This window comes from Ruegeria sp. BC3 (assembly GCF_056539265.1).
This window is the reverse complement of the sequence record NZ_JBQFUP010000003.1, coordinates 181,221-203,657: the sequence shown is the minus strand read 5'-3', so window position 1 is coordinate 203,657 and position 22,437 is coordinate 181,221. Positions and strand designations below refer to the sequence as shown.

Sequence of the window (22,437 nt, the reverse complement as noted above, 5' to 3'; positions counted from 1 at the left end):
GGTTTTACGATTGAAGGTGCTGTGAAAGGGGAATCAACGGGTGAACAAGATCAACGCGGCCAATCTACCGGACGGGACCAAGGCGCAACGCGTCTACCTGCATCTGCACGATCAAATCACCGAAGGACAGCTTTCGGCGGGGGAAACCCTGCCCGGTGAACAGCGGCTGGCAGAGAAATTCAGTGTCTCGCGAGTGACAATACGGCGGGCGCTGGACGCGCTTTCACGCAATGGTCTGATCGAGCGTCAGGCGGGTAGTGGGACCCGGGTTTCCGGCCAGTCCACCCTTGGTGCACCCGCAGCGATGGATTTCAACACGCTCATGCCGCAGCTGGTCGAAATGGGCCAGAGCACAACCGCACGGCTATTGTCCTTTTCCTACGGCAAAGCTCCGGAGGTGGTGGCTAAGGCCATGGGGCTTCCGAGCGACCATCAGGTGCAGATCGCAACGCGGGTGCGTCTGACTGATGACGTCCCGTTTTCGCATCTGACGACCTATGTGCCCGCCGTGATTGCACAGAACTACTCGGAAAGCGACCTCGCCACGACACCGCTGTTCAAACTTCTGGAGCGCAGCGGTGTGCAGATTGAACAGGCGCATCAGACCGTCTCCGCGACATTGGCGGGGCCTGACGTGGCTGAGGCATTGGGCGTTGCCGTCGGCTCAGCTCTGCTGTCGCTTAAGCGCATCGTTCGCGATGTCGAAGGAAATGGGGTCGAGTATCTATCTGGCCTCTATCGTTCTGACATGTTTCGGCTCGAGATGCCTTTGGCGCGCGTGGGAACCGGTTCATCCCGGCATTGGGAACCCGCGATCGGACGCAGCGAGGAGACCGGGAAATGAGCACGCCGCGCACCATGCTCGACAAGCTCTGGGCCTCGCACGAGGTTCTGAGGCGCGAGGATGGTGTGTCGCTGCTTTGGGTTGACCGCCACTTAGTGCATGAAGGGTCTCATCACGCCTTTGCCAAGCTGGCAGAGCGCGGCTTACCCGTGGCTGAACCTGCTCTCACCTTTGCGGTGGCGGATCATTACGCGCCCACAAGAAACCGAGACCGGATCGCCGATCCAAAGATCGCCCGGATGATCGAAACCTTGCGAAACAACGCGTCGGACCACACCATCAGACTTTTTGATCTGAGCGACCCGTCGCAGGGCATCGTTCACGTAATCGGGCCCGAGTTGGGTCTGACATTGCCCGGGCTGCTTATCAATTGCGGGGACAGCCACACATCCACTCACGGGGCATTTGGCGCATTGGCTTTCGGCATCGGGGCGACAGAGGTTGCGCATGTTTTGGCCACGCAGACGGTCTGGCAGAGGAAACCCAAGGCCATGCGCATAAGCGTCGAGGGGCGTTTGGGGTTCGGTGTCACTGCCAAGGACATTGCCCTGAACTGGATTGCGCAATTGGGCAGCGGCGGTGCGCAGGGCCACGCGATTGAGTATGCAGGTCAGACAATTCGGGATCTATCGATGGAGGGGCGCATGACGCTTTGCAACCTCTCAATCGAAGGCGGGGCGCGGTTTGGCATGGTTGCGCCGGATGAGATCACGTTTGCCTATCTTGAAGGACGCGAATACGCGCCTTCGGGCGCAGATCTGCAAAGAGCGCAAAATGCGTGGCGTGGCCTGATCACGGACGAAGGGGCAGTTTTCGATCGCGAGGTTACGCTCAGCGCAGCTGACATCGCACCAACCGTGACGTGGGGCACCAGCCCGGAACAGGCCCTGCCCATAACGGCCAACATCCCCACTCCAGACGCCACTGATCCAGCAAAGTCAAATTCAGCACACGATGCTTTGGAGTACATGGCGTTGAGACCGGGGCAGTCTTTGGACGGTATCCCGGTGGATCAGGTGTTTATCGGCTCCTGCACGAATGGGCGGATTGAAGATCTTCGCGAGGCCGCTTTGGTGTTGTCTGGGCGCCAGGCGCGTGTGCCGGGGCTTGTCGCGCCCGGTTCGGCGCGGGTAAAGGCGCAGGCCGAAGCCGAAGGGTTGGACAGGATATTCCAAGATGCCGGGTTGGAGTGGGCCGCGTCAGGTTGCTCTATGTGCGTTGGCATGAATGGCGACATTGTGGCCGAGGGCAAGCGCTGCGCATCCTCAACCAACCGCAATTTCCGCGGTCGTCAGGGGCGCGGCGCGCGAACGCATCTGATGTCCCCGGCGATGGTCGCTGCAGCGGCCGTAACGGGCACAATTACGGATGTAAGGCCGCTTTTGCAGGGCAGGGCGGCGTGATGGCGGGGTGGAGCACGCAACAGGGGCAGGCCCTGGCACTGGCGCTCGACAATATCGACACGGATCAACTGATCCCGGCGCGTTTCATGTCAGTCCCGCGCAGCGAGGGGTATGGCCGCTATTTGCTGCACGACATGCGGCGGGACGAAAATGAACAGCTGTCAGCGGATTTCCCGCTGAACCGCCACGAGGGGATCAGCATTCTGGTTGCCGGACATAACTTTGGCAGCGGCTCGTCGCGCGAGGCGGCGGTTTATGCGCTGGTCGACGCAGGCATTCGCGCGGTCATCGCACCCAGTTTTGGCGACATCTTCGCAAACAACGCCATCAACAACGGCCTGCTGCCCGCTCGCGTCGGCGCTGAGAAGGTGGCGCAACTGCAGCAAGCGCTGAAAGATGCCCCGTGCCTTGCGTCGATTGATCTGACCGAGAACCGCCTGACCCTCGGGGGCATAACAGCGACCTTTGAGCTTGACGAAGGATGGCGTGTGAAGCTGATCAACGGCTGGGACGACATCGATCTGACCCAGCAACATACGCAGGCTATCAGTGCTCATAGGGATAATCGCAACAAGGCCGCCCCTTGGGCCTGGCCGAACAAACCGGATTAGGACACGTCGCGCAAAGACGACGCAATACGGGTCAAGAGACCTGAAATTAGGGGAAGCCAAGAAAATGCCCCTGAAACACGTGGAGGAATAAACATGAAGATGAACGCATTGGCTGGCCTTTTGGCAGGGGCCGTGATCGTCGCCGGAACGGCCAAAGCCGAAGAAACGATCTCGGCGGTTCACGCCTTTCCCGAAACACTGATCTATACCCAAAGCTTTCTGGACTTTGTCGACAAGGTAAACGAAGCGGGCAAAGGGGTCATTCAGATCGACGTGCGTGGCGGGCCGGAAGCCATTGGCATGTTCCAACAGCCCGATGCGGTGCGCGACGGGATCGTTGACATGGTTTACACGCCGGGCTCGTTCTACGGTGGCGCGCTGCCCGAGAAAGACGCGATGGTCGCGTCGAACCTGACCGCGATCGAAACCCGCGAAAATGGCGGAACGGAACTGATCGACCAGATTCATCAGGACAAAATGGGCCTGAAATACCTTGGCTGGTTCGACAGCGGCGTCTGCTACAACCTTTGGACCCGTAACGAGCCCAGTTTCGATGCTGACGGTAATCTGGAAGTCGAAGGTTTGAAGCTGCGCGGCAACAACGTCTACAACGCTTTCTTCACCAATTACCTTGGTGCGCAAGTCATCGACCTGCCCACGGGCGAGGTCTACTCGGCCCTGCAGCGCGGTGTCGTTGATGCGACAGGCTGGACCCAGATCGGCCTGATCGACCTGAAGTGGAACGAGTTCCTGAACTACCGCATCGAACCATGCTTCTTCTCGACTGATCTTGGCGTCATCGTGAACCTCGACCGTTGGAACTCGCTGTCTGAAGAGGCGCGCACGATCCTGCAAGACGTTGCGATCCAACACGAAAAGGACAGTGTTGAAGCCCTGCGCAGCAAACGCGACGAAGACTTTGCGGCCCTGGACGCTGCAGGCATGACAGTTGTCACGCTGGAAGGTGAGGCAAAGGCAAACTACCTTGCCGCGGCCCGCGAAAAGACATGGGAGCGTATGAAGGGCCTGATGGCCGAGCAGCCCGGCGGCACCGATAACTATGATCGCCTGATCGAGCTGTTCTACGATCTCGACGCTGCGAACTAAGACCACCGACAGGCCCGTCCCAGGCGGGCGGGCCTTTCACTACCAGGGGCAGAGCAGGCGAGATGATGAAAAGGATCTATGACGCAGTGCTGTTTGGCATGGCCATTATCGCTGGTCTATTGCTGGTTTGGCTGATGCTATCCGTCATCACGTCAGTTCTAATGCGAAATGCCGGGCTGCAACCCTTTGCTTGGCTGTTTACGTCTGCAGAATACGGACTGTTGTACATGACCATGCTGGGCGCGCCTTGGCTGGTACGGGAGAAGGGTCACGTCCACATCGAACTGGTGACGGCCGCGCTGCCTGTCGGTTTACGCCGGATTGTCAGCCGTACGGTGGCAGCCGCCTGCGTGCTGGTCTGCCTGATCCTCGCTTGGCAAGGGGCTGATCTGGTCCTGACGAATATCGAGCGCGGGGACTACGACACCCGCGCTTACTATTTCCCCCGATGGATGCTGACTATCGCCTTTCCGCTATCGTTTGGAATGATGGCGGTTGAATTTTCGCGCTTTGTCTTCGGGCCCGAGCTGATGCACAGCGGAGAAGCAGGGATACACGAATAATGGAGTGGTACGAAGCGCTTGCCCTGCTGCTTGGGTCGATAGTGTTCCTGATGGCCATCGGAATGCCCGTGGCACTGGCTTTTCTTGCAGCCAACATTCTGGGCGCCTGGGTCTTTATGGGGGGGGAGCGCGGCGTCACGCAGCTCCTCAACAACGGGCTGGGCGCATTGACCAAATACGCGTTGATGCCAATCCCGCTGTTCTTGTTGATGGGTGAGATATTCTTCCACACCGGGTTGGGTGGGCGCATGTTCAGCGCGATAGACAAGCTGCTTGGCCGACTGCCGGGACGGCTGAGCTATGTGACGGTTCTTGGCGGCACCGCGTTTTCAACGTTGTCGGGGTCGTCGATGGGCTCAACCGCGCTTTTGGGGTCGCTCATGGTCCCTGAAATGAACCGCCGCGGATACAAATCATACATGAGCATTGGACCAATTTTGGGAACCGGTGGCTTGGCGATCATCATCCCGCCCTCGGCGCTTGCCGTTCTATTGGCCACGCTCGCGCAGATAGACGTCGCAGCATTGCTGATAGCCGGAGTCATTCCCGGTCTGATACTCGCCTTGTTCTACATCGGCACGATCTGGCTCCAGACTCGGTTGGATCCCGAGGCGGCTCCTGCTTACGACGTCGAGCCCATGTCGTTGGCGTACCGCCTGAAACTGCTCATGACTGAGGTCGTGCCGATGGTTGGTGTCATGGTCGTAATTATCGTCTTGATGATCCGTGGCTTTGTCACCCCATCCGAGGCAGCAGCGTTTGGCGCATTGGGCGTATTGATCCTGGCCGCGATTTTTCGCTGCCTTTCGTGGGAGGCGATCAAAAAGTCGGTCATCGGCGCTCTCAAGGTCACGCTGATGGCCTATTTGATCGTCTTCGGCTCGGCCACGTTCAGCCAGCTTTTGGCATTTTCCGGAGCATCGCGAGGACTGGTGAACTGGGCCATCGCGTTTGAGCTTGCTCCATTGGCCATGCTAACGGTGATGTTCGCTGTCTTGTTGTTACTTGGCATGTTCATGGAGCAGATTTCGATCATGTTGCTGACCGTGCCAATCTTCTTTCCACTGGCGCAGACGCTCGGGTTTGATCCGATCTGGTTCGGTCTGATCATGTTGCTCTCGCTCGAGATCAGCTTCACCACACCACCATTTGGGTTGTTGCTGTTTGTGATGAAAGGTGTCGCACCGCCGGGCACAACGATGCGCGAAATCTATACGTCCGCCTTCCCGTTTATTTTCTGCTCGATCTTGCTGGTCGTTCTATTGATCGTGTTCCCAAATCTGGCACTGTTCCTGCCGTCCTTGTGAGAATGAAGTTTTGTGGCAGATGGGTGAATGCCCTTGCAAAGCTTTTTCGCGACTAAACACTGCAGATTGAACCGGGAAATAGGGAGACACGTTTCGCTATCCAGGCGTTATCCGTGAGTCATCGAAGCGGAATTCATTTCGTTTTGACGCAGTTCACCCAATCCCGGTTACGCACTTGGCCCGAAGATAGACCAGCCTGTGGCACGAACTAGCTCCTGAAATGCGATGGATGCCAAATGGGAATTGCCCTTTTGGTCAAGCCCGGGGCTCCACGCGACTATAGATGCGATCCCAGGAACAATGCACAAGATTCCGCCACCAACACCGCTTTTCGCTGGAAGGCCAACTCGGAAGGCGAACTCGCCCGAGGCATCGTAAGAACCGCACATCATCATCAGTGCGGTTACTCTTCTGGCTCGCTGTGCGGACAATACTGTGGCACCGGTGGCCGGGTTTTGACCCGCTGCAGCGAGAAAGCGGCCCGCCAATGCTAACTGTTCACAAGACATGGCGATGCTACATTGGCGAAAGTACAGAGACAGAACATCCTCTACAGGTGCGTTAAGATTACCTTCTGCCTGCATAAAATGCGCAAGAGCACGGTTTCTGGACCCAGTTCGCATCTCAGACTCTGCAACTGACGCATCGACCTCGATCGAGTTGTCCTCTGAAAGCTCTCGGCACAATGCTAAAAGGTCGTTGACGGCTTCATCAGAAGAACGGTCTTCGAGCAGAACATCTGCCACTATGATCGCACCCGGGTTGATAAACGGGTTCCTTGGGATTCCGCGTTCGTGTTCAAGCTGAACGATTGAATTGAATGGATCGCCGGACGGTTCCCGGCCGACTCTTTGCCACAAAGTGGCACCAACCTGTTGCAGCGCCAATGTGAGCGAGAACACTTTTGAGATGCTCTGAATCGAGAACAGCGTGCCCGCGTCCCCAGCGGAAATTAGCGGGCCGTTGATTGGTGCAATGGCAATACCGAATTGGTTCAGATCAACTGTGGCGAGTTCTGGAATGTATTGCGCCACTTTCCCCCTTTCGGACATGCCGGCAATGCGATCTGCGATATCGTCCAAGACTTCCTGAAGCCTTTCGCTATCGGTGGTTTTGAGTATCGGCATGGATCTCCTCCGTCCAGACAGTGTGATCTACGCCCTTGCTAAGTTCGGGAAATTTGCTTGCGACAAAGCGAGGTTCAAGGTTCTGTCGGCGTTGCGAAAAATAGTCCACCGTTAATTTGTATACGGTGCCGGACAGGAGCACTATCGCCACCAAATTAATAGTTGCCATTATTCCCATGGCCGCATCCGCGAAATTGAACACTGTGGCAACAGCTTGCACGGCGCCCCAAACAACCATTGCAAGGCAGCCCAATCGCAAGATGTAAATCGGCAGCTTCCCTTCCAGTTTTAGGAACGTCATCGCGTTTTCGGCATAGGAGTAGTTGCCAAGTATGGATGTGAAGCCAAAAAAGACGATAGCTATCGCGATAAAGTGGCGACCGATTTCGCCGAGATGGACCGCCGCCGCGTCTTGAGTCAGTCGCATACCCGTAGGACCATCAATTTCGATTGCGCCCGACAAAAGAATTAGCAACGCAGTTGCCGTCGCGACCAAAATCGTATCCACAAAACACCCAAATGCCTGAACGAAACCTTGGCTGGAAGGGTGGTGGGGCTCAGGTGTGGCAACCGCTGCAATGTTCGGTGCCGAGCCCATGCCCGCTTCGTTGGAGAAAAGTCCCCGTTTTATGCCGTTAAGGGCAGCAGCCATGACGCCGCCTGTCACGCCTCCGGCAGCTTCTTGAAGGCCAAAGGCCCCTGCAACAATCGACCACAACATAGCAGGTACTTCGGAAATGTTCAGGACTACGACAACACATGCAAGCAACAGGTAGAGACCTGCCATAAGCGGAACAACAATCTCAGCGAACTTTGCGATGGTTCTAATTCCACCGAATATGACCACCGCTGCGGCTGCGGCCAGCGCTATGCCAACCATCAATTTGTTTAACCCGAACGCGCCCTCGAAAGCTTCCGCGATCGAGTTGGATTGGACCGCGACAAAAACCAAACCAAAGCTGACAATCAGGCAGATCGAAAAAATGACTCCGGCCCAAGGAGCATTCAAGGCGTTGGCCATATAGAACGCTGGGCCTCCTCTGAACCTGCCGTTGGACGATGTGACTTTGTAGAGTTGGGCCAAAGTACTTTCAGAATAAGCCGTGGCCATTCCAACCAATGCTACGATCCACATCCAAAAGATGGCACCCGGACCTCCTAAGGTCAGGGCCACAGCTACGCCGGCCAGGTTTCCAGTGCCGACACGTGAAGCCAAACTTACTGTCAGTGCTTGAAACGGAGTAATACCTCTTTTGTCCGTGCTCTTCGAAGATGTGAGTACGCGCACCATTTCCCCAAAATGAAGAAACTGAAGTGCGCCAAGTCGAATTGTAAAAAAGATACCGGTTCCAAGAAGTCCGTAAATTAATACGTAGTTCCAAAGAACCGTGTTTATGCCATTAACCAATACTTCCATAGCGAGCCTCTTGATAATTCAAGCACTTCCCGGAAGGCAAAATCAGTCTGCCTAGTTTTTCATCATGCACGAAGATGCGAAAATTGTCAGGCACAGATCGCCCAAAAGGTACTTCAATACCGATCCCGAGGCTGCTCTTTTGGCAGTGAATCCTGAACGTCCGGTTCCTTTTGCCGCTCCGAAATGCGTACCACTTTTTACACGACCAGGGATAGAAGTGCGCGAGGAGGCTGCTTGTCGTTGTTAGAAGCGCTTCTTTCCGATGTTCGTGTCAGCGGTCCGACGATAGCCTGTTTAGAAGCCGCGAAGGTCTTGGCAGGAGCATTTGGCTTAGCGCGAGGGGGCTGTGCGCAACTCAATACCGTCGGCTCATACGGCTGTTGAAGCTCCGTCTCGCGCGTGTTGTATTGAAACATGGCTGGTGGGTGTCGATGGATGCGCTGTCTTCGAAACCCATAGTTGCAAGCCGCTGAAAACTCTGGGGCCGGAGCCTTATCTGAAAGGGTCGGGTCTGCACTTCAATGTCATGCCAAACTGACGGATCGACCGCGATACCAGGAGAGCACATGTCCGCTTTTGACCAAACCGCAACGTCCCTTACCAAAGCCTCGGATTTGTTAGTCGCAGCGCTGGAGGCTGAAGGTGTCGAGTATGTTTTCGCCGTTCCGGGCGAGGAAAACCTGGATGTGTTGGAGTCTTTGAGGACATCCAGGATTGAGCTTGTTCTGACCCGCCATGAACAGGGCGCAGCGTTCATGGCGGCAACATATGGGCGATTGACGGGTAAGGCGGGGGTCTGCATGGCAACACTTGGCCCCGGTGCCACGAACTTTGCCACACCAGCAGCATATGCTCATTTGGGTGGGATGCCGCTGGTTATGATCACGGGTCAAAAGCCCATCAAAAAATCGAAGCAGGGCCAGTTTCAGATCGTTGATGTGGTGGTTCTGTTCGACCCGATTTGTAAGATGTCCAAGCAGATTGTGCACGGCAACACCATTCCCTCGTTAATCCGAGAAGCGTTTCGCGTCGCGCAAGAGGAGCGCCCCGGTGCGGTTCTGCTGGAACTTCCCGAGGACATAGCGGCCGAAGACACCACCGAACCCGTCCTGCAACCTCATCCCCGTTACTATGCCGTAGCTGGTGACACGGTTTTGAATGAGGCGGCCGAGATGATCCGCTCGGCCAAAATGCCTTTGCTGCTATTGGGGGCTGGTGCCAACCGGAAACACGCCCGCAGCGCACTTAGTCACTTTGTAAATGACACGCAGATTCCTTTCTTTGACACACAGATGGGCAAAGGTGTGGTGGACGAGCGGTCCGATCTGTTTTTGGGAACAGCAGCGTTATCCGATGGGGACTATCTGCACTGCGCGATTGAACGCGCTGATCTGATTATCAATGTGGGTCACGACGTCGTGGAAAAACCGCCCTTCTTCATGAAAGAAGGCGGAACCAAGGTGATCCATGTGAACTACAAGGCGGCGCAAGTTGACCAGGTTTACTTCCCGCAGGTCGAAGTTGTCGGCGATCTGGCTCAATCCATCGAACGGTTGGGCGATAAGCTTGGTGGCCCACTGGATTTTGACCGTAGCTATTTCGAGAGGGTCAAGCAGGAAACCGATATGCACATCTCGGAAGGGGCAGATGATCCGCGCTTTCCGGTGATCCCACAGCGCGTCGTGGCCGACACGCGCAAAGTCATGCGGGATTGCGATATCATCGCGTTGGACAACGGCATCTACAAAATTTGGTACGCCCGCAATTATCAGGCCTACCAACCCAATACCGTTTTGCTGGACAACGCGCTGGCCACGATGGGAGCCGGCCTTCCCTCAGCGATGATGGCAGCCAAGCTCTATCCTGACCGACGCGTCATGGCGATATGTGGCGACGGTGGCTTTATGATGAATAGTCAGGAAGTTGAAACGGCCGTTCGCTTGGGCCTCAACCTGGTTGTGACCATTCTGAACGACAGCTCATACGGGATGATCCGCTGGAAGCAGTCTCATGCTGGTTTTGAAGACTGGGGACTTGAATTCAACAACCCCGATTTCGTGCAATATGCCAGAAGCTATGGCGCGACCGGCCACCGGGTGGAACGAACTGAGGATCTGATATCCACCTTTGAGCAGGCGTTTGCAGCGGGTGGCGTACACCTGATCGATCTTCCGGTTGATTACAGCGAAAACCAACGCGTGCTGATTGATGAACTTGCCGAAAAGGTCTGTTTGATCTGATCCGTTTTTCGAAGGTTGGTTAGAGCAATCTGGCTTTAGGCGGGCAGGGCGTTATGTGACCGCTTGTTTATTTTCATCGTCGATTAGCGAAGCTCAGCTGTAAGTCTCTGGCGCTTTTCGTAAACTGGGCCATTGTTTCGGGCAATGGCCATAAATCACGAACGCGTCTTTCTCTGCTGCCAGTTTCGTCAACCGTTCTGCGCTGGCATTTGCCGCAGCCTCGTTCCACGCCCCCACGAACTTCTCGTCAATTTCTTCTGCTCTTGAAATCGCGTCGCTGGTCAACATTATCGTTTGTGACGGTAGTTCAACCAACAGCGCAATCTGCCCCGGCGAATGACCCGGCGCTTCCAGCACCGTTAGCCCCGGGCCGACACGCACATCACCCTCAACCTGAAAATAGTCACACGCGGGCCAGTCAATTGGGCACGCGTTGCCCCAATACAGTGGCTTGGCGAGTTTGCGTTCCTTCGCAGAGATCAAGATCGGCGCTTCTGGAAATGCATGCAACCCGCCCACGTGGTCGATATGGGTATGTGTGCAAACATGAAGTGTGACATCTTCGGAGGTTAAACCAAGTTTGGCCAACTGTGCTGCAGGCAAGTTGTCGGGCGTGCACGCAAGTACCTCGCCAAACTCATCCAATCGGTCTTCTTTGGAGGCTGCTTCGGCATCCTGAGCGTATTTCTCCGGGAGGCCAGTGTCGACGAGGATCGTTTCATTTTCATCCGTTTGGATTGCAAAGCCCGAGATGCCGATAATGCGACCGTTGGAATGAACCTTGAATAAACCATAGTCCAACACAGCAAGGCTCAAGGGTCGACCTTTGATAAAACCTTCAGCTTGCACTCGGTCTCTCCTCCTTTGTCTACAAGAATTTAGCGCATGTTGAGAAAGTCAATCGTATACGCTTTTACGATCTCCAAAGAGTATCATTGCACATCCCTTAGTATTCAATCTCGCCGACGCGCAGTCTGGACCACAGAGAGCTTCAAAACTGTTCGCTTGGCCTTGTGCCGTTGTTGTCAAAGCGTGCTAGCTTTGCGGTAACCACGGGGCAACGGTATTGACCAACGACAAGAAACACGATCCGCTGGATGAGTTGCTGCGCGCTCGACTGCGCATTCCGATTGGCGCTGACCTTAGGCTAAAGACGCTATGCCAGTTAATGAAGGGCGTTGACTTGATCAGCCGTACCGTGACCGGCCAGGCTTTTTTTGCCTTGAACGAAACAGAACAAATTCTGTTAGAGCTGGGGGAACGTACTGGGCATGACCTGGTGAGAGCGGTTCTAGCTATGAATGGGGGAACTGTTGTCAAAGCCCACGGGCTTGAGAACATTCCTGCCAGCGGCCCCGTGATCATTGGATCAACACATCCAATCGGCACTTTCGATTTTTTGGCCCACGCAGGAGCTCTGCTCGACCACCGTTCCGACCTGAAGGTCGTTGCCGGGCGAGAGGCCGAGCGGTTTCTTGGGCGCGATTTGATTGTCCCGGTGGACTTGGACAGACAGGACAAGGTGCTGACGGCGCGCCAAACCAGGGCGGGCATGTTGGCGCATCTGAATGTGGAGGGCGCGCTGTTGGTTTTTGGTTCGGGCCGCGTGCCAACATTGAGAAACGGACGTCTGGTCGAACCGCCGTGGCGAACCGGGGTGACACGTGTTTCCGCAGAAAGCGGGGCACCGATTGTTCCCGCCTCGGCGAACATGCGTAATTCGCGGCACTACTACCGAACGCGAAGACTGGCTGCGCTACTCAGCGGAGGAAATGATGAGGTCGGGCGCAGGGTAGCATCCTTAAGGTACGTATCTGAGTTGATCGCTAAATTGGGTGGAACCTACGATGTGCACTATGGCCCAATACAGCCTGCGGGGACTGCGCCGCACCTTCTGAAAGAGCTGGCAGAGGGATTGGTGCCCGGGCTCTACAAATCCTAGGGCATTTCTGTGAAGCGACAGAAAAGACCGGACAAACCTTGGGTTGTGGGTGTCACCGAGTGTTAGGTCGCGCGCTAGTTTTGTCCCAAAGCAAAAACTGCGCTTTTCTGGGTATTTCTAATTCCGAACGTGCCCAGTTGACCTTGCCAATTCCGGATGGCTGTAAGCCTCTGGGTAAGGCATAGGCTGTAAAGGACCCAAAGGTATGACGCCATTCCAACTACGTCCGAAATACCCCTGCCGACAATGGTCCAGAGAACTGCTTTTCGCAACGCCCGGCAAACTGTGAACTCGGCAAAGCCAGCGCCACAGGTGTGGGTAATCAAGGATTTTAGCGCCGTTCAACTTCATGCGCAGGTAATAGACAGGATCGTGACGGTACAGCGTTGGGAACAGGCGCAGGTCAGCTTCGGTGAAGGTGTTTCCAGTTAGAAATGGGCGTTCATCACTGGCAAGACGCGTTTCAAGCTGGGCCAGTGTTTCAAAGTAGTTTTCGAACGCTTTGGCATAAATTGCCTGATCTGAAGAAAAACCTGCTTTGTACGCGCCATTGTTAATATTGACGTAAATCCGCTCGTTCAAATCGTCAATCTCACTCCGAAGCTCCAGCTCGTCGGGGTACAACTTTTGCTGTTCAGAAACGCTGCACGAACAACCCAGTTCTGCTGCGTGTTGGCCGAGCATCCGAATGATCTCTGCGCTTTCGTTGTTAACGATTCGGTTCGTCTTTTTATCGTAGAGTATCGGCACCGATCGTTCGTCCGCTCCTTCGGCCCGATAGATTTCCCGCACCAGTTTAAATCCCTGACCCGTGCCGGTTTCATCAGTACATTCAGGTAGCGGGCTACCGGTCAGCGATGCCACTTGTTCGGGTGCAAACTGCCAGTGATTGGGGCCGTCAGGATGGTGTTCGTCCGTACGGTTTGGAAAGGCTACGTCCATCGAGAGGCTGCCCTGCAGCCCCAACAAATTGCGAGCCAAAGTTACACGATGGCACCAAGGACAGTTCAAGGCGACAAACAAGTGATAACGGTTTGGTTCAGCCGGAAAATCCGGATCGCCAATCGAATGCCGAAAACCGCTGACGCCGCGCACGAATTCTCCTCGTGCGCGGCGCGTTTCCGCGTTTGACTGATCTTCCTGTTTGGAATGGTCGGTCATTCGGGTGGCCTTATCCTCTCAGGCGGTGATGGAGGATGATTGGAACGGCAAGTTCCTCTTCATCGCTCAGGTGGCGTTGTAGAAAGGCCTCGATGGCCTCAGATGTATCGCGCAGTGCCCCCACTTCGGATCGGGCCTGAACCTCGTCCAGATGAATGAGCTTTATCACACGATTGGCCGTCCGGGTGTATTGGTCAAGCACCAGATCAAGATCAGCATGGTCCTTTTCCAACACTTCTAACCCGGCATCAAAGCGGGAATCCGCGGCAGAAAGCTCGGGGAAGTAGCTGCGATCTTCCCACCCATGATGTCCATGCAGATTCCCCACGAGGGCATTGCCATAGTAGGACAGGCGCGCTGCGTATTCATCTGGCGACACGTCCTTTTTCAGGTAGTCTTCTGCATCCGTCCGAACCAGTTCGGCAAGGCGCCGGAACATCTGGTGCGCACCCAGCCAGTGACGCGTTTTCTCTTTGAAGCCTGGGTGTGCGTCCCAGCTGTCACGAGGATACTTGTCTAGCAAGATCTGCATCTCACTTGGCATGTCTGCGGTGCGGATATTGTAAGTATCAAGCATGAGCTTACTCCTTTCCGCAGTTATTTGTGTGCCATGATTTCAATCTGTTAGGCACATGCGTGCACAGGTGTTGTCCATCTCTGCACACCATCAGACCCGTTGCAAATCAGCTCAGTTCAATCGCCTTTTCAGAACAGCTTGGGTTGAGGCGGGCAGGGGGCTTTCCTGGTCTCGGTCCATGAATGTGCATTGCCATTCAAGTACTTCAAAGTAATCCTGAGGTCATTCATCTGGCCGTGATGATTTGTGTTCGATGGCCTCTATCAACTCGCGATTTAGTAGACCTTTTGCACGAGTTTGGCGTCGAAGTGGGCCGCGACCGTAGTTACCTAAGTCTGCCTCTCTTGCCGAGGCCCAGCTTCTTGCGTTCTGAGATCTTGGCCTTCGAGACCAAAACAAGCCTATCGTTCCAGTGAACGATCAAAGTTCCGGTTGCGAAACGGTTAATCCTACCGCCGCAAAATCTACCATTGCGTGGATAGTGCTATCCATATACCCGCGAACATCAGGGCTCCGCCAATGTTCACCCATGTATGCCAAACAGCATACCGGTAAGGCATAGTCTTTTGGGCGTAAAACACCGTTCCAATGACGTATGCAGCTGAGCCAGCCAAGACGCACCACAATGTCGTGATAGGTAAATTCGTTAAGTCAGGAAGGGCACTTAACCCAATTGCGCCCAGTCCAAGGTAGGATGCAGTGGACCATCGAGATTTGACCGTTTCGTTCGTGACTTTGTTCCAGACGGCCAGGGCTGTCAGACCCCAACAAAGCCACAGCAAGGCCATCGTCCAGGTCGTATCTGCCAAGACGAAAATGGGTGTGAAGGTACCCGAAATGCTGGGGTAGATCGCGGCGTGATCAATACGTCGCAATAGTGTGCGCCGGTGGTGATTTGTAGAAAAGTGATAGGCGACGGATGCTAGATTGGACGACAGCGCACAAAGCACATAAACAGCGACTGCAAAAACCAACTTCGGCTCGAGGCCGAGGATTGATTTAAAGAGTAGCAATCCGCCAGCCGCCAGAATCGCTACCAGCCCGATTGCGTGAACGGCAATGTCAGCATGGCGGTGCGATTGAACAGGGCTTGGGTATGTTGTTTCCGTCATTTCGGTCCCGGGCAAAGGTTTATCTGGCGCTACATCCAGATAGGCTGGGTGTCCATGCTTCCGGTGCGTCAAATCTCGGCGCTACGACAGGAGACTGCTTCGTCCGCAGAGGGGCCTACTAGGTGGCGGGGGGTTAGCGAATGGCCGCTTCGAGCCTCTAGTGACCGATGCTGCATGATCAACCGAAGGTGGCTATGCGCAGAAAGCTGACTTTGCAAAGTCGGGCGCTTGGCCCATAGAGGATGACCATCAACTGGCAAATTTCTGCCGGGGAACAAGTTTGGCTCTTTTCATAACCCGCAAGATCGCCATAAAACTCATCAACCCCTCAAACCGGCAATGTAGTTTCTTGCAAAACAGCGACAGCAAAAAGAGTACAAAACGGCCGCGCCTGCCCGGTACTGCTCGCGCTGCGGTTACGATGGGGTTTTGTGTTCTTGTATCTGCCTGCGCTCAGGGCTCAAACGACGCGGATCTCGATCCAGAACGTCAGGCCATGGCGTTGCGCGAGGTTTCACAAAAACAGGCTCGAGGGCAAAGGGTGTGGTGTGTGCCCTACGCACGTAACCTCAGCGGTATCGAAATTCGCGGAAACGCCAAGGATTGGTGGGGCAAGGCGCGCAGTACTTTTGAGCGAGGCAGTGAACCGGTTGTCGGTGCGGTCATGTCATTTCGAGCAACCAGAGGGATGCCCCTTGGTCACGTGGCCGTCGTATCAGATGTGATTACTGACAGAGAAGTCATCGTGAACCACGCCAACTGGCACCGCAACAAGGTATCATTGAAGATGGGCGTCAAGGACGTATCCAAGAACAATGATTGGACGTTGGTCCGCGTCGAAAGTCATCCGGGTCGGTATGGCAGCTTCTACCCGGTGAACGGGTTCATTTATCCCAAAGTCAACGACTAGCCTAAATCTATTTTTTCGCGTCCGACGGATGGGCTACAAGCGGCCCGCCAGTGACGGAAAAGTCCGCGCAACAGACGGTGACTGAATACTTCCGAACCTCTACGGCGAGTCCAAAGCGGAAGCTCACTCACCTAAGGCGAAATGAGTTGTTTTGGATGATTTTGCATTAGCCTGATCCCAATTGGCAGAGACAAACATCCAAAAGCCAATCCCATATCGGCTTGATCGGTGGTGGACACGTCTGATTTTTGAATGACCCTCCTATTCAGTAAACACGGCTCCCGATAAATGTCGGGAGCCGTTTCTGCAATTTACGGGTATACCGCATGCCTCAAAAGGCGAATTCTTTCAGTGCTTTCTAATGCGCTGCCAGCAGTTCCAAATGCCGTCACGCAGGCAAGATATTGTGGTTCACTCTGAACAAATTGGCGGGGTCATAGGTGCCTTTGACCCTAGAAAGCTTTTCGCCGTTGTCGCCATAAGCGCCAGCCATGTGGTTCGCTTCATCTTCGGGCATGAAGTTGACATAAGCGCTTCCGCTCGAGTGCGGTTGCATCCTGTCGTACAGTTCTCGCGCCCAATCAATACACTCGGCATCCTTGCTGGGATCCTCCCAACGTGTGTGAACATTCATGATGAAGTGAGCAGATCTTTGGGGGTACGCGGTCGAACCGGCCTCGACGCGTGCCATCGCGCCGCCGACATGGGCAATAAACACCTCACACGCAGGGTCCGGAAGCGTGGAGATTGCATCGAGAAGACCAGCGATCGCGTCCGAAGAAAGCGCATCGAAATCGTGGCTTTTCCAGTAGTTCCTCGCGCCGGGTGTCAGCAACGGGTCAAAAGCGGCCTGCCAATCTACGAACTTGTGGGGAGAAATCACATCGACAATTGGTTCGCCAAGCGAGCGCAATGCCGCCATGGCTTTTTCACCTTCGTCCATCCGACCGCTGTAGCAGGCTGCAAAGATCAGCACCTCGCGCCCGTGCCACTCTTCTGGCAAGAATGGCAGAGGCGGCGCTTTTCGCATCACGCTCCAGACGGTCAGCTCATCCGGGGAATTGTCAGCAATGGTCGCGAATTCGGCCAGAAGCTCTGGCGCCTTTTCTATCGGATGGACAATGAGGCCAGATAGGACATCAGGCCCTAACTCATGCAGTTGAAACTCGAATGAGGTCACGACACCGAAATTTCCACCCCCTCCACGGATCGCCCAGAAGAGTTCCGGATGGCTCCCGGGGGACGCCGTGACAATGGCTCCGTTCGCAGTCACGACCTCCGCTGAGAGCAGGTTATCGATCGTCATGCCGAATTTCCGAGTGGTCCACCCAAAGCCACCGCCTAAGGTAAGTCCTGCGATGCCCGTGGTCGAATTGATTCCAACGGGAACAGTAAGACCGTGCGCCTGCGTTTCGCGATCCACATCGCCCAACAGTGCTCCTGGCGCAACCCGAGCGGTCTTTTTGACAGGATCGACGTGAACCGACCGCATCTGTGACAGATCAAGCATGACTGTTTCATCTGCAACAGCGTGACCCGCAATCTGATGCCCACCGGACCGAACAGACATTACAAGGCCGGCATCCCGAACAAAGTTCACGGCCTTCTGCACGTCACTGGCCCCCAATGCGCGGATTACGAACCCGGGGTAACGTTCGAACATGCTGTTCCACGTTGTTCTAGCGTCCTGGTATTCAGGAGAGCCCTTCTGATAGACCCCGCCACGAAGCGATGCATCAAGAGCGCCCAATGCGTCTTGGTCTACGGTTGCCGTACCACCGTCGAGTGTTTTCAGATCAAACATGCGTAAGCCTCCCTATTGTCAGGTCGGGCTTCTTGCAGTTCTGCCTCGGTCGATTGTTTCCCGTCGCGTTGCCCCGCGAAGGCATTTTACTGAATTAGGAAAAATATGTTGCTGATCAGGCAAATATTGCCGGATCAATCCGATCCACAGGCGTTATTACATCGGCTGGGATGTTCAGGCGTTTGGCCGCCTTTCGCAGGCTTTCCTCGTCGGGGGCTTCGTACAGGCAGTACGTTTTGCGTTTGTCGGCACTGAGAAACGAAAAAATCCACTCGACACCGACTTCGTCATTGATCTCTTTGATGTGAATTTTGTCATCGTCTGTGACGTTCAGCTGCTCGGCAAAATTTCTTTCAATTATGTACCTTGGCATAATTTCCCCCAAACCAGATTTTTACCTTAACTCGGTACTCCTTCGAGCCTTGACCTTAGGGAAACCATACTCAATTTCTGTGAAATTGCCAACGCTTCCCCTTCCAGTTGAAACGCCTGTTCCACATCGTCCGGGTGTCCCCGCCGCCTTAATGCGGATGCATAAGCCGCCTTGCTATGGGCAATCCAAGGCGGGCATTTCATGCGGGTGTCGATCTCTATGGCCTTCTGGAACATTGCGTCTGAGGTATCCCAATCTTTCAATACCGCGCTCAGACGGCCCAAGCGTCGCGCAGCGGCGCCAGTGCAAACTGTGGTTGCCCCTGCGGTGATTGTCAGGTCTTCGTATGGGGCAAGCATGTCAAAGAGTGTCTTGGCGTGTTCCTGATGCTCAACGGCGACACATATGTCTGCCAGATATGACAATGTCGTTGAATACATGGCGTCAGGTGGAAGATCGAAGCCATTGCCGGCCATTTCAATCAGTACACGTTCGGCAGGTTCCTTGTATCCAAGCTCGGCAGCGATAAGACCAAATCCCGGCTTCCACGAAATGTCTTCAGGGCTGTCTGTCATCAGTTTCTTGATTACAGGAGCGACCTCGTGCAGCCGGTTTTGTTCGCGGCGGATGGTGAACATCTGAACTCCAAAAACGCCCTCAACATGCTCCCCATGAGTCTTCCGACCGATTTTAACCGCTTCGGTGGCGTGTTTCTCGGCCTGCTCAAAATCGCCGTCCATAATTGCAACCATGGCGCGTGCGTGTTTCTGAACCCAATAGAGTTGCAGATGATTGTCCTTTTCCGAAATCTCAGTGAGCAATTCCAGTGAATGGTCCATCAATGCGCGGTCGGCCATCTCGGCGCCGACAAACAAGCTGAGAGTGCGATCTCGCCCTTGATCGATACTACCAAGATGTTCGGCCACACCATGCATAGCCTCCAGGTTTTCGCGCCAATGCTGGGCCTCTCTTCCCTTCCGCGCAACAAATGGGGCCCCGAAATGCATCATCATGACCGAGAACTGGGATTTATAGTCACCCAGTTTTGCGGCCAGTTCCATGGATTGCTGGCCGTAACGCGCCCCTTCGGAAAATTGACCAACGAACATATGGGCACGCGCAAGTTGGCTCATCAATCTGCACCGACGGACTTCATCATCGTCGGGCAAATCCTTCAGCGCATTATCGCAGAGATCGATTGCCTCACCGTGCCTCTCACTGGACATCATACATGAGTCAGCAAAGTGGTTGGCCGCGTCTGCGGCCAGCTCTACGTTTTGCACCGCCCGGGCTGCGTTGGAAGCGTCCTTGAGAACCGCTATCCCTTCAGGCAATTGGCCCAGGCTGTCATGGCTGCGGCCAACCAGGATCTTGGCTTTGATCAATTCTGAATTGGTGTCTGAGCCCAAATTCTCGGCTGCTCTTAGCGTCTCGTTGGCGTTGGTCATCGCCTCTTGGCTGGCAGATCGCGCCAACGCCATTTCTGCCGCAGTCTGCCATTGTGCGAACGCAGCCTCCCAATCCTCAGCTTCTGAAAGGTGGCGGGCGACCAGTTCGGGACGACGCTCGATCTCAGCGGACCTTGTCCGTATTAACGCATGCGCCACGTCTGCATGTTGCTGTTTTCGGGTCGAGCTCAGCATGGACTGATAGGCGGTATCGCGAATAAGGGCATGACGGAAAACAAAATGCCCGCGATTGTGTCCGCTTTCGAAGATTATGCCGGTTCGAGCAAGCTCTTCGAGGCATTTGTTGATATCAGAATCTGCAAGGCGCATCGCCGCATGCAGAATACTCGGCTCAAATTCTCGACCAATTACAGAACCTGTAAGTGCGACCTGTTTTGCCTTAGGCGACACCGCGTCGAGGCGCGCCATCAACGCGCCTTTCAAGGACGAAGGTATGTGGATTTGCCCGTGCTCTCCCGCCTCGACAATCGCTCGGGTCAGCTCTTCCACGAACAAAGGTACACCGTCGGTCTTTTCAATGATTGTGGCAATCAGGGCGTCGTCGGGTTTCTTGCCTGTAATGTTTTCGACAAGGTTTGAGACATGCGCAGCATCAAACCGGCGCAATACCAAAGACTGAACGTGCGTGTCCCCGTCATCTCGAGCCAGTTCCCACCCAGGCCTGTGGGTTATCAGGATCATCAGGGGAAGATCGGTGCATATTGACTTAAACCGTTCTAACAGGGCTTGGGTGGAAGGATCAATCCAATGAGCATCTTCGACGCACAGAATTACCGGACGTACGCTTGATCGCACTTGTACGGTGTGGATCAAAGTTTGGATTGTTATGTCACGCTGCTCCTGCGGTGACATCTCGAGTACCTTTTGGGCGAGTGCACTTCGAGGTGCGACCAAAGCTGCGAAGACAGGCAGAACCTGTTCCCAGTCCAGTCCGGGCCGCCCTTCAAGCATATTCTTAACATGTTCGAGGATCAGATGATCGTCGAAGCCCGGTTCGACCCCGGCGTCCTGGGAAATTCGTTGGGCAACCGGATGAAAGGGGCTGCTGCTGAGATAAGGGGAACAGTTCAGTCTAATAACATCGGCTTGCTCGTTTGCTGCGGTTTCAGCAAGGAACTCCTCTGTAAGTCGCGATTTTCCAATCCCGGGTTCACCGGACAGCAGAACAACCTCTCCGTGCCCATTCTGAGCCCGTTGCCATGTTTGCAGTAGTATCCCTTTTTCGTAGTCGCGGCCAATCATCGCGCTGGCGGTATTATCGCGATGTGAAGCTCGAAACCGGCTTTCCGCACTGCGTTCCGACACAACTTTCAAAAGTGTGCGCGGTTCAGCAAAACCCTTTAACTCTGTCTTTCCAAGGGATTTGTACTCAAAAATCCCATGCAAAGCTGTCTCAGTTTCCTCGGCCGGCAAAACGACCGAGTTTGGTTCTGCATGTTCTTGAATCCTGGCCGCAAGATTGACAACCGGACCAGTCATGGCCCCTTCTTCATATGTGTTTTCACCAATGGTGTCGCCTACCACCACATCGCCGCTTGCAACGCCCAGTCTCACCGACAAACACTCTTCGTCCGGTGTTTTGAGCTCCCTGACACGACGCACGGCCTCGAGACCGGCCTTTATCGCCCGAATTGCGTGATCTTCGTAAGCCGTCGGCCAGCCAAAAAACACGAGAAGGCCGTCGCCCAAGTATTTTGCAACGTAGCCACCGTATCGAGTTACGGCTCCAGCCACAGCATCCTGGTAATTTTGCAGCAGTTCCCGCATATCTTCAGGATCAAACCGATTAGTAAGTTCGGTGGAGCCGACGAGATCGGCAAACAAGACTGTTACGTGACGCCTCTCTGCCGTGGCAGGTTCACTATGCTTGTTTTTGAGCAGATCGTCATTTTTCGCATTGTCTGAGGTCGGTGCTTGTTCACGAGTTGTTTGTAACGACGAAGTTGTCTGCTGCTGGCTGACCAGCTTGTGAATTGCAGCGAGGATGATTTTTCGGTGACCCAGACTTACTCCAAGCTCTTTTAAATCGTCGCCAGACAGGAGCGGCAGAACACGCGCATCGATATCGTTCTCCGCAAATGCGTCTGCGTACTGACCCAGTTCGAGGTCTTGTAGCCACTGGTCTATTTCAACTGACATCTTTGGATCATGATGAGATACGCGTCACTAATCAAGAATCCGCTTTCAAAGCGGGCTGACTATTCAATGAACAGATTCAGAATCCATCAATCGTCTGGCGACCCGACAAGCTTGGCTATTGCAAAAACATTCCAGATCAGTGCGAGCAGCTATTTGACTGCGAGAATACGGTGTTTTTCCCTTAATGACAGCTTCTTCGCAAATGTGGACATTCAACAGATGTAGGCAAAGGACCGCATCGAGTCCAAAGGCGACAAAGATATATATGATGATCGCTGCGTTCGTCGCTCAGTGCGAAAAACTTGCTTTCGTATCAATCGCAAGAACGCGC

The 22,437-nt window shown here is 54.7% G+C and carries 18 protein-coding genes; 9 read left to right on the top strand and 9 right to left on the bottom strand.

Annotated features, from left to right (window positions below):
- The first annotated feature begins 40 nt into the window (after nucleotides 1–40).
- The 6 genes from ACR0MV_RS09905 (at nucleotide 41) to ACR0MV_RS09880 (ending at nucleotide 5,835) form a co-directional block, all read left to right on the top strand.
- Nucleotides 41–844, top strand: a complete 804-nt coding sequence (locus tag ACR0MV_RS09905) for a GntR family transcriptional regulator (RefSeq protein WP_170422461.1) — start codon at nucleotides 41–43, stop codon at nucleotides 842–844.
- A complete protein-coding gene (gene leuC, locus ACR0MV_RS09900; RefSeq protein ID WP_480702004.1) occupies nucleotides 841–2,247 on the top strand; it encodes a 3-isopropylmalate dehydratase large subunit in 1,407 nt (468 codons plus the stop codon). The genes ACR0MV_RS09905 and leuC overlap by 4 nt, the downstream gene beginning before the upstream one ends.
- Nucleotides 2,247–2,858, top strand: coding sequence for a 3-isopropylmalate dehydratase small subunit (gene leuD, locus ACR0MV_RS09895; protein ID WP_480702003.1), 612 nt, complete (start codon nucleotides 2,247–2,249; stop codon nucleotides 2,856–2,858). Before leuC ends, leuD begins: the two co-directional genes overlap by 1 nt.
- A gap of 93 nt (nucleotides 2,859–2,951) precedes the next feature.
- A complete protein-coding gene (gene dctP, locus ACR0MV_RS09890) occupies nucleotides 2,952–3,965 on the top strand; it encodes a TRAP transporter substrate-binding protein DctP (protein ID WP_170422455.1) in 1,014 nt (337 codons plus the stop codon).
- A 62-nt stretch (nucleotides 3,966–4,027) separates the two neighbouring features.
- A complete protein-coding gene (locus ACR0MV_RS09885; protein ID WP_170422453.1) occupies nucleotides 4,028–4,528 on the top strand; it encodes a TRAP transporter small permease in 501 nt (166 codons plus the stop codon).
- Nucleotides 4,528–5,835 (top strand): TRAP transporter large permease, encoded by a 1,308-nt coding sequence (locus ACR0MV_RS09880; protein ID WP_170422451.1) that lies wholly within the window; start codon nucleotides 4,528–4,530, stop codon nucleotides 5,833–5,835. The genes ACR0MV_RS09885 and ACR0MV_RS09880 overlap by 1 nt, the downstream gene beginning before the upstream one ends.
- 167 nt (nucleotides 5,836–6,002) lie before the next feature.
- Here ACR0MV_RS09880 and ACR0MV_RS09875 read toward each other — a convergent pair whose 3' ends face one another.
- Together ACR0MV_RS09875 and ACR0MV_RS09870 are read right to left on the bottom strand one after the other, a co-directional pair.
- The gene (locus ACR0MV_RS09875) at nucleotides 6,003–6,962 is read right to left on the bottom strand and encodes a glutaminase (protein ID WP_480702002.1); all 960 of its coding nucleotides are present in this window, start codon (nucleotides 6,960–6,962) and stop codon (nucleotides 6,003–6,005) included.
- Nucleotides 6,937–8,379 (bottom strand): alanine/glycine:cation symporter family protein, encoded by a 1,443-nt coding sequence (locus ACR0MV_RS09870; protein WP_170422447.1) that lies wholly within the window; start codon nucleotides 8,377–8,379, stop codon nucleotides 6,937–6,939. Before ACR0MV_RS09870 ends, ACR0MV_RS09875 begins: the two co-directional genes overlap by 26 nt.
- 566 nt (nucleotides 8,380–8,945) lie before the next feature.
- On the opposite strand from ACR0MV_RS09870, the gene ACR0MV_RS09865 reads away from it, so the two are divergent.
- Nucleotides 8,946–10,619, top strand: a complete 1,674-nt coding sequence (locus ACR0MV_RS09865; RefSeq protein ID WP_480702001.1) for an acetolactate synthase large subunit — start codon at nucleotides 8,946–8,948, stop codon at nucleotides 10,617–10,619.
- Nucleotides 10,620–10,712: 93 nt separating this feature from the next.
- On the opposite strand, the gene ACR0MV_RS09860 is transcribed toward ACR0MV_RS09865, so the two are convergent.
- Nucleotides 10,713–11,468 carry an N-acyl homoserine lactonase family protein gene (locus ACR0MV_RS09860; protein WP_170422443.1) on the bottom strand — a complete coding sequence of 252 codons (756 nt, stop codon included), beginning with the start codon at nucleotides 11,466–11,468 and terminating at the stop codon, nucleotides 10,713–10,715.
- Nucleotides 11,469–11,685: 217 nt separating this feature from the next.
- On the opposite strand from ACR0MV_RS09860, the gene ACR0MV_RS09855 reads away from it, so the two are divergent.
- Entirely contained in the window at nucleotides 11,686–12,561 is an 876-nt protein-coding gene (locus ACR0MV_RS09855; RefSeq protein WP_170422441.1) for a 1-acyl-sn-glycerol-3-phosphate acyltransferase, read from the top strand.
- Between the two features lie 117 nt (nucleotides 12,562–12,678).
- Here the strand turns inward: ACR0MV_RS09855 and ACR0MV_RS09850 are convergent, their stop codons facing one another.
- The 3 genes from ACR0MV_RS09850 to trhA form a co-directional block, all read right to left on the bottom strand.
- Nucleotides 12,679–13,722 (bottom strand): glutathione S-transferase C-terminal domain-containing protein, encoded by a 1,044-nt coding sequence (locus tag ACR0MV_RS09850; RefSeq protein ID WP_170422439.1) that lies wholly within the window; start codon nucleotides 13,720–13,722, stop codon nucleotides 12,679–12,681.
- Nucleotides 13,723–13,732: 10 nt separating this feature from the next.
- Nucleotides 13,733–14,299 carry a hemerythrin domain-containing protein gene (locus ACR0MV_RS09845; RefSeq protein WP_480702000.1) on the bottom strand — a complete coding sequence of 189 codons (567 nt, stop codon included), beginning with the start codon at nucleotides 14,297–14,299 and terminating at the stop codon, nucleotides 13,733–13,735.
- 464 nt (nucleotides 14,300–14,763) lie between these two features.
- Nucleotides 14,764–15,411, bottom strand: coding sequence for a PAQR family membrane homeostasis protein TrhA (gene trhA, locus ACR0MV_RS09840; protein WP_480701999.1), 648 nt, complete (start codon nucleotides 15,409–15,411; stop codon nucleotides 14,764–14,766).
- A 550-nt stretch (nucleotides 15,412–15,961) separates the two neighbouring features.
- On the opposite strand from trhA, the gene ACR0MV_RS09835 reads away from it, so the two are divergent.
- Nucleotides 15,962–16,321, top strand: coding sequence for a CHAP domain-containing protein (locus ACR0MV_RS09835; protein ID WP_480701998.1), 360 nt, complete (start codon nucleotides 15,962–15,964; stop codon nucleotides 16,319–16,321).
- 388 nt (nucleotides 16,322–16,709) lie between these two features.
- On the opposite strand, the gene ACR0MV_RS09830 is transcribed toward ACR0MV_RS09835, so the two are convergent.
- The 3 genes from ACR0MV_RS09830 to ACR0MV_RS09820 all read right to left on the bottom strand — a co-directional run bounded on the left by ACR0MV_RS09830 (nucleotide 16,710) and on the right by ACR0MV_RS09820 (nucleotide 22,106).
- Complete coding sequence (locus tag ACR0MV_RS09830) at nucleotides 16,710–18,125, bottom strand: FAD-binding oxidoreductase (RefSeq protein WP_480701997.1); 1,416 nt, start codon at nucleotides 18,123–18,125, stop codon at nucleotides 16,710–16,712.
- A 115-nt stretch (nucleotides 18,126–18,240) separates the two neighbouring features.
- The gene (locus ACR0MV_RS09825) at nucleotides 18,241–18,498 is read right to left on the bottom strand and encodes a DUF4242 domain-containing protein (RefSeq protein WP_475204474.1); all 258 of its coding nucleotides are present in this window, start codon (nucleotides 18,496–18,498) and stop codon (nucleotides 18,241–18,243) included.
- 26 nt (nucleotides 18,499–18,524) lie between these two features.
- Entirely contained in the window at nucleotides 18,525–22,106 is a 3,582-nt protein-coding gene (locus tag ACR0MV_RS09820; protein ID WP_480701996.1) for an adenylate/guanylate cyclase domain-containing protein, read from the bottom strand.
- Nucleotides 22,107–22,437: the final 331 nt, after the last annotated feature.

What these genes read in the sequence shown, in the direction of transcription:
- leuC (WP_480702004.1), top strand. Translation starts at nt 841, where the DNA reads ATGAGCACGCCGCGCACCATGCTCGACAAGCTCTGGGCCTCGCACGAG.
- leuD (WP_480702003.1), top strand. Translation starts at nt 2,247, where the DNA reads ATGGCGGGGTGGAGCACGCAACAGGGGCAGGCCCTGGCACTGGCGCTC.
- dctP (WP_170422455.1), top strand. Translation starts at nt 2,952, where the DNA reads ATGAAGATGAACGCATTGGCTGGCCTTTTGGCAGGGGCCGTGATCGTC.
- ACR0MV_RS09885 (WP_170422453.1), top strand. Translation starts at nt 4,028, where the DNA reads ATGATGAAAAGGATCTATGACGCAGTGCTGTTTGGCATGGCCATTATC.
- ACR0MV_RS09880 (WP_170422451.1), top strand. Translation starts at nt 4,528, where the DNA reads ATGGAGTGGTACGAAGCGCTTGCCCTGCTGCTTGGGTCGATAGTGTTC.
- ACR0MV_RS09875 (WP_480702002.1), bottom strand. Translation starts at nt 6,962, where the DNA reads ATGCCGATACTCAAAACCACCGATAGCGAAAGGCTTCAGGAAGTCTTG.
- ACR0MV_RS09870 (WP_170422447.1), bottom strand. Translation starts at nt 8,379, where the DNA reads ATGGAAGTATTGGTTAATGGCATAAACACGGTTCTTTGGAACTACGTA.
- ACR0MV_RS09865 (WP_480702001.1), top strand. Translation starts at nt 8,946, where the DNA reads ATGTCCGCTTTTGACCAAACCGCAACGTCCCTTACCAAAGCCTCGGAT.
- ACR0MV_RS09850 (WP_170422439.1), bottom strand. Translation starts at nt 13,722, where the DNA reads ATGACCGACCATTCCAAACAGGAAGATCAGTCAAACGCGGAAACGCGC.
- ACR0MV_RS09845 (WP_480702000.1), bottom strand. Translation starts at nt 14,299, where the DNA reads ATGCTTGATACTTACAATATCCGCACCGCAGACATGCCAAGTGAGATG.
- trhA (WP_480701999.1), bottom strand. Translation starts at nt 15,411, where the DNA reads ATGACGGAAACAACATACCCAAGCCCTGTTCAATCGCACCGCCATGCT.
- ACR0MV_RS09830 (WP_480701997.1), bottom strand. Translation starts at nt 18,125, where the DNA reads ATGTTTGATCTGAAAACACTCGACGGTGGTACGGCAACCGTAGACCAA.
- ACR0MV_RS09825 (WP_475204474.1), bottom strand. Translation starts at nt 18,498, where the DNA reads ATGCCAAGGTACATAATTGAAAGAAATTTTGCCGAGCAGCTGAACGTC.
- ACR0MV_RS09820 (WP_480701996.1), bottom strand. Translation starts at nt 22,106, where the DNA reads ATGTCAGTTGAAATAGACCAGTGGCTACAAGACCTCGAACTGGGTCAG.